The 6,698-nt window shown below is 40.1% G+C and carries 6 protein-coding genes and 1 pseudogene; all 7 read left to right on the top strand.

Annotated elements, in window-relative coordinates; all coding sequences use genetic code 11:
* Nucleotides 1–104, top strand: a 104-nt coding sequence (locus HY807_09685; protein ID MBI4826669.1) for an IS3 family transposase, incomplete at its 5' end; no start/stop codon positions are given.
* A gap of 1,095 nt (nt 105–1,199) precedes the next feature.
* Nucleotides 1,200–2,741, top strand: coding sequence for a GTPase HflX (gene hflX / locus HY807_09680; GenBank protein ID MBI4826668.1), 1,542 nt, complete (start codon nt 1,200–1,202; stop codon nt 2,739–2,741).
* 45 nt (nt 2,742–2,786) lie between these two features.
* Nucleotides 2,787–3,775: pseudogene (locus HY807_09675) on the top strand (DNA-directed RNA polymerase subunit beta').
* 1,474 nt (nt 3,776–5,249) lie between these two features.
* On the top strand, nt 5,250–5,459 hold the full coding sequence (locus HY807_09670; GenBank protein ID MBI4826667.1) for a hypothetical protein: 210 nt from the start codon (nt 5,250–5,252) through the stop codon (nt 5,457–5,459).
* Between the two features lie 70 nt (nt 5,460–5,529).
* The gene (locus HY807_09665) at nt 5,530–5,757 is read left to right on the top strand and encodes a hypothetical protein (protein ID MBI4826666.1); all 228 of its coding nucleotides are present in this window, start codon (nt 5,530–5,532) and stop codon (nt 5,755–5,757) included.
* 148 nt (nt 5,758–5,905) lie between these two features.
* Nucleotides 5,906–6,109: a hypothetical protein gene (locus tag HY807_09660; protein MBI4826665.1), complete on the top strand. Its 204-nt coding sequence runs from the start codon at nt 5,906–5,908 to the stop codon at nt 6,107–6,109.
* Nucleotides 6,109–6,603 carry a hypothetical protein gene (locus tag HY807_09655; protein ID MBI4826664.1) on the top strand — a complete coding sequence of 165 codons (495 nt, stop codon included), beginning with the start codon at nt 6,109–6,111 and terminating at the stop codon, nt 6,601–6,603. The genes HY807_09660 and HY807_09655 overlap by 1 nt, the downstream gene beginning before the upstream one ends.
* Nucleotides 6,604–6,698 lie beyond the last annotated feature (95 nt).

Raw genomic sequence — 6,698 nt, 5'->3', positions numbered from 1 at the left:
GTATATTCGAATATATTGAAATGTTCTATAATCGAATTAGAAGGCATTCAGCTCTGGGATATAAATCTCCGGTATCATTTGAACTGGAGGATATAGCAGCCTAACTAAACTTTGTGTCCGTTGAAGCAGGGGAACTTCATATTTGTTGTTTTGGATTCTTTATTGGTTTTTGGTTTATGGAAAATGAAAAAATGGACGTTTATAATTTTGGTATGTCATACGTTGAATCTTATAACATTTAACACAATATTTACACTATTATTTACGTCTTATATGGGCATTATGTTTTATATAATTCCGGCTGTTATTTTGTTGAGCTTGTTTTACAAAAAGTATCAAAAATATTTTATTTATTAGTTTGGTAAAAAAACTAAAAGGAGTAATCTATTTCTACAGTTTACTTGAGATGTCATTCCCGCGGAGGCTGGCATCCAGAAATTTTTTGTCATTCCGGCTTGTCCAGAATCGGTTTTTAATAAAGTAAATTCAATTAATTCATAAACAATAAAGAAAGTAAATGGTAATAAACAATTTTGAATTTCAAAATGTTTCTAAAGGGAAAGACGCTGCTAATGCTTTAGATAGGCTATGGGCTCTGTTATTAGACTATCTTTTTTTTACAGTCTTTTTCTTTGTAATGTTAGTTATTAATTTTCTCACCATTTTTGTACTGGATTCTATTAAGCTTGGTCTTGGTAATAGCAATGGTGGTGTAATTGCTTCATTTCTGTTTCCTATGTATATTATTTTCTTCATTCTTCATTATTCACAAATATTCAGACCATCTGCTTAGTCGTTTGGTGAAAAGCTATTGAATATAAGAGTTGTTCCTATCAGCAAAGAAAGAATCAGTTGTTTAGCAGCTTTTTTAAGGGCAGTATTTTTCTGTGCTCCTTTTATGGGTTTTATTTCTATTTGTTATTTTGCTCTCAATAATAAACAATCTTTTCTGGATGTTTTGAGTGATACCTTAACTGTTAAAAATATTTAACTATCTGAAAGACGATTCTGGACAAGCCAGCAGTAGGCTGGACGGAGCCGCCAGAATGACAATATAAAGGAACTGGATTCCCGCTTTCGCGAGAATGACAGCAAAAAAGGAGTAACCTATTTCCACAGTTTACGGCTACACATCAGGGCTTAAAAAGAGTGACCTGAATGATATTGAGAGGCTCTACAAGCGGCGCATCCCAAAAGGAATGCTCATCAATATCGAGCTTGCGAGGTACATGGCTGCGTGCTCCGCATCCACCGGCAGGCAGATAGGAATCCTCGCTGACAGAAAGGGCAATATCGATTATGTAATCGTGGGTGATGCAAAGGGCTTGGTTATCCCTGAACTCACAGACTATCCGCTCGGCAGGAAGGTTCTGCGCGGACTGAGGCTGCTACATACCCACCTCAACAACGAGGCTATCAGCAAAGATGATATAACAGACCTTTCCCTTCTGCGCCTTGACGCTCTTGTCGCCATAGGAATGAAGGGTGACGGCGAGCCTGACAAGGTTTATCTCGCAAACCTTACTCCTTCAGATTCAGCAGCATATACAATTTCCGAACCTGTCCCATTTCAGCGCATTGATTCTGCATTTGATGATCTCAATGAAATGGTCTTGTCTATAGAAGAGGAATTACAGTCGGGGAGGTCAGGCTTTGATGTTAAGGACAGCAGGGAGAAGGCCATTCTTGTCAGTGTTTCAACAGGCTCGAGATATGAGCAGGAAGATTCAATGGAAGAGCTGAAGGAGCTTGCAATCTCAAGCAACATAAACGTGCTTGATACGGTTCTTCAGAGGGCAAAGCAGATAAATCCGCGATATCTTATGGGCGAGGGCAAGATAAAGGAACTTGTGATTAACGCCCTGAATAAAGGAGCCACGCTCCTTGTTTTTGATCAGGACCTCAACCCTTCACAGACAAATTCTATCAGTGAGATCGTCGAATTAAAGGTCATAGACCGTTCGCAGCTGATACTCGATATCTTTGCAAGGCGCGCGCACAGCAGGGACGGCAAAGTGCAGGTCGAGCTTGCACAGCTCAAATACAGGCTCCCAAGGCTTTCGGGCAAGGGAACCGCCATGTCGAAGCTTATGGGCGGTATCGGTGGAAGAGGGCCGGGAGAGATGAAGCTTGAGGTTGACAGAAGGCGGGTGAGGGAGAGGATAACTCTCCTTGAAAAACAGCTGGAGTCTTTAAGTCTTGCCAGGCAGCAGAGGAAGTCCCGCAGGGTTGCACAGGGGATTCCTATCATCTCTATCATCGGTTATACCAATGCGGGGAAATCGACTCTGCTCAACAATCTGACAAAGAGCAAGACCTTTGTGGAGAACAAGATGTTCGCAACGCTCGATACCGCAAGCAGGCGCCTGAGATTTCCAAAGGAGCGGGATGTGATAATAACCGACACAGTCGGCTTTATACGCAACTTGCCTAAAGACCTCTTTACCGCATTCAAGGCGACGCTTGAAGAGCTTGAGGATGCCGACCTTCTTCTTCATGTAGTTGATATATCAAATCCGAGGTTTGAGCAGCAGATAAAATCTGTAGAGAATATCCTGTCCGATCTGGAGATAACTGAAAAGCCGGTGCTTATGGTCTTTAACAAAGAGGACATGGTCAAAGACAAAGAGATGGTTGAGTCTGTTTGTGAGAGATATGATGCCGTCGCTGTTTCTGCCTTGCATCCTGAGACACTTAACGATCTGCTGGGAGTGGTTGAAGTGAAGTTGTGGCCGGGATAGTAATGTGCTTATTTTAAATGTAAACATGATTTAGATAGGTGAAAATTGGAAGATATATATTCTATTTTTGAAAAGCCGAAGAACCCGACAGAGTTTGAGGTGATAAAGATAAAGCTTGCTTCTTCTGAAAAGATTCGGGCATGGTCATACGGAGAAGTGAAGAAACCGGAGACTATTAACGAGAGTACATTTATACCTGAAAGTGATGGACTTTTCTGCGCAAAGATATTTGGCCCTGTAAAGGACTGGGAGTGCATATGCGGCAAGTACAAGAGGATAAAACACAGGGGAGTGGTTTGTGATAAGTGCGGCGTTGAGGTCATTCAGGCAAAGGCAAGACGCGAAAGGATGGGGCATGTAGAACTTGCTACGCCTGTATCCCACATTTGGCATTTAAGGGGCAAAAGCATAATCGGGACGCTCCTTGGCATGACAATCCCCAGCTTGAGAAGGTGCTTTATTTTAAGAGCTATATTGTTGTTGACCCCGGCGATACGAAGCTGAAGGAACAAGACCTTCTCACAGATGAGGAGTTTAGAAAAAAGACACAGGAATTAGGCGATACGTTCAAGGCAGGGATAGGAGCAGAGGCTGTAAGAGAACTGCTCAGGATCATAGACCTTGATTCACTTGCAAAAGAATTAAGAACTGATATACGTAAAACAGATTCTCAACTCACAAAAGTAAAGCTTATCAATAAGCTAAGAATAGTAGAGGCGTTCAGAAAATCCGGCAACAAACCTGACTGGATGATAATGGATGTCATACCTGTGCTTCCGCCAGACCTTCGACCGTTCGTTCCGCTTGGAGACGGCAGATTCGCCACCTCTGACCTTAACGACCTTTACAGAAGGGTCATTAACAGAAATAACAGGCTGAAGCGGCTTATGGAGCTTAAGGCTCCAAGAGTTATCATACGTAATGAAAAGAGTATGCTCCAGGAGGCTGTTGACGCACTTTTTGATAACGGCAGAAGAAGCAGGGTATTAAAGGCTGCTACAAAGAGGCCTCTCAAGTCTCTCAGCCAGATGTTAATGATGAGCATCAACAATCTACAAGAAAAGCTGAAGAACCCTGATCGAGATATAAAATATTTTGACTACTCTTTCGCTTATTTAAAACTGTATCGTGGTGAAACAATATCCAATTTAAAAGACTGTGAGAAAAGTGCTTCAACTGCAGAAATCATAAATGAAATGTTTTTCTATATGACGGCATTGGGTCTTGATCAGGCATTAAGTTTATTAGAATCTGATATGTCTCAAAGTTTAAAATTTCTCCACAAAATCGAATCTGTTTTTTTACCATCTATACGATTAATCGATCGAGGTATTGTTTTGTTTCGCAAAAGGCTTTATGAAGAAGCTATCCGCACTTATGACAAAATCCTTGAGATTGATCCGGAGAATAGTGAAGCCATTTATATGAAAGCCAATTGTCTCTTCAATCTTAAGCGCTATGATGATGCAATTATTTATTATGATAAGATGCCTCATAGCTACGATGCTCTTATACATAAAGGTCTTGCTTTGAGATATTCTGGTAAATACTCTGAAGCGTTGTGCACTTTTGAGGAAGCCATAGAAAATCATTCAGATTGCCATTATGCTTGGATAAGCAAAGGAGCTACCTTTTCTGATATGGGATGTTATTCCGATGCTATAACATGTTATGACAAAGCATTGGAAATTGACCCCAACGATTTTAATGATTGGAATCAAAAACTGCTTGTTTATTGTAAGTCAGGAGAATATGAAGAGGCACGTAGTTGTATTCGAAAGATTCAAGATATCCTGCCTCAAGATGCTAATGGCTGGTTTCTTAAAGGTTATATCCTTGAGAAAATACGCAATATAGATATTGATGTTCTCGTGAAAATACATGCTAATACCGCTTTAGCAGAAATATTTGTTAAACAATCATTAGAAAATATTGGTTACTGTTATGACATGGCCACAAAGTTAAATCCTGATTTTGTTGATGCGTGGCATAATAAGGGTATTCATTTATATTTTCGTGGAGGAATCCACAGAAAAAAAGCTATCACTTGTTTTAACATTGCGCTTAAAATAGACCCTGCCAATGCAAATATTTGGTATTCTAAAGCGTTTGTTCAAGATGAAATCTATAGAAGAACTGGTGCATATCTTTCATTTAAGAAATTCATTGAACTGTCGCCCCAAAATATGGACGAAAAAGTTCAGTATTCCAAGGACAGAATAAAAGCATTGAAGCAATAATATTAGTTCCATTCTCGCTTGGTGCAAGATGATAATAATGAAGGCGAAATGCAGATATGCTTTGATATAATGATATGAGATACAGAGATGAATTACATCTTCTGCTTTCACAAGAAGGCGGAGCGCTTAAAGGATTCGGTTAAGCTGGGAGATGGCACTATGATGAACCCTGGAGATTCCTTTCGGAAGATTGGAGGGAAGAAAACCTCACCTTTTATAGCCAGTAGGGTTATTTAAACAACAAATATATTAAAAGTGGGAGGGTGAGATGGCGAAGATTAAAAGAGTGGTACGGTATTTATCGCTGGCCATATTCATAGAGGTTGCAATGGCCGGATGTGAGTCCACGAAATATGTAATGATGGACAACGGCTACACGGTGAATCAAAACTTCGATGCTTTTATTTTCTGGCCTGTAATGATACTGTGCTTAGTTTTGTGGCTTAAAGATCGGAAAGATAAGAAGCGTAAAAAGTAAATAAGGAGGAGCGATGAAGACTACTGTAATAATAAACGGTAAGAAACATAATTAAAGAAGGAGGAATAAAATGTTAAAGACCGTTAAGGGGCATTACAGGCAAGGGGAATTTGAACTTTACGAGAAACCGCAGGTTGAAGAATGTGACATACTTGTAACGTTCATTGAAAATGGCGAAGTCATAGACCTTAAATCACATGGGATCACAAAAGAAGACGCACAGGATTTGAGAGATAGATTAAGGACATTTGAAGATGACTGGAATGCGCCTGGGATGGAGCTTTATGACAAAATATAAGAAGGGGACAGTTGTATTGGTCTTGTTCCCGAATTCTGATCTTATAACCGCTAAGCGTCGCCCTGCCATGGTAGTACAATCTGATGACCTAAGCACAGGTTTTGATATAATGATATGAGGTTGAATTTATTAAGGGAGGTGGTTAAAGATGAAAACAATTAATGTTTCGCTTCCGGATAAACTGGGGATTGAGATTGAGAACTATGTGAAGAGCGGCTGGTTTTCCGATGAGACCGAAGTAGTTAAGACGGCGCTTCTGGAATTTATCCGTCATAACAAACTTAAGCTGTCAGAACGTTTTATGATGGAAGACATTGAATGGGCATTGAAAATAAAAAAGGGTAAAAAATAATGCTTGTTGTATGTGATACCGGCCCGTTGCTTCATTTGGCTGAGGCAAAATTGTTAGACCTGCTGCAAAAAACCGGAGATGTATATATCCCTGAGATAGTAGATAAGGAGATGAAGGATCTACTCAGCCGATGGGATAAACTCAGGCCCAAATGGGTAACAGTCAAAACTTTAACGCCGAAAGAATTAAAAGAAGCAGAACTTTTATTCCTATCTGACTTTTTGGATTATGGAGAGGCAGAGGCAATTGTTCTTGCAAAAAGATTTAAAGCTGACTGGTTTGTTACCGACGATGCGGAAGCAAGGATTTTAGGAAAATCTTTTGGCTTGGAAGTGCATGGTTCATTGGGCGTTGTGTTATGGTGTGCGGCGCTTGGACATTTGAATTACAAAGAATCAAAAGCTGCCCTTCATGCGCTCTCTGAAACGTCGCTATGGATTTCGACAGGCGTATTATCAGAGGCTGAAAATGCTTTGATGAAAATATTTAGTTAAATATCCTTCAGCAGTACTTCTGAAATATCTTTTCGATTAGATATATTTACAAAGTAAGGCGAGATGCAAACAGGCTTTGATATAATGGCATGAAT

Source organism: Nitrospirota bacterium, from assembly GCA_016207885.1.
In the GTDB taxonomy this organism is placed as follows: Bacteria; Nitrospirota; Thermodesulfovibrionia; order UBA6902; family UBA6902; genus JACQZG01.
The sequence above is the reverse complement of the archived record's forward strand: the minus strand, read 5'-3'. Positions and strand labels throughout refer to the sequence as shown.

What these genes read in the sequence shown, in the direction of transcription:
- hflX (MBI4826668.1), top strand. Translation starts at nt 1,200, where the DNA reads ATGCTCATCAATATCGAGCTTGCGAGGTACATGGCTGCGTGCTCCGCA.
- HY807_09670 (MBI4826667.1), top strand. Translation starts at nt 5,250, where the DNA reads ATGGCGAAGATTAAAAGAGTGGTACGGTATTTATCGCTGGCCATATTC.
- HY807_09665 (MBI4826666.1), top strand. Translation starts at nt 5,530, where the DNA reads ATGTTAAAGACCGTTAAGGGGCATTACAGGCAAGGGGAATTTGAACTT.
- HY807_09660 (MBI4826665.1), top strand. Translation starts at nt 5,906, where the DNA reads ATGAAAACAATTAATGTTTCGCTTCCGGATAAACTGGGGATTGAGATT.
- HY807_09655 (MBI4826664.1), top strand. Translation starts at nt 6,109, where the DNA reads ATGCTTGTTGTATGTGATACCGGCCCGTTGCTTCATTTGGCTGAGGCA.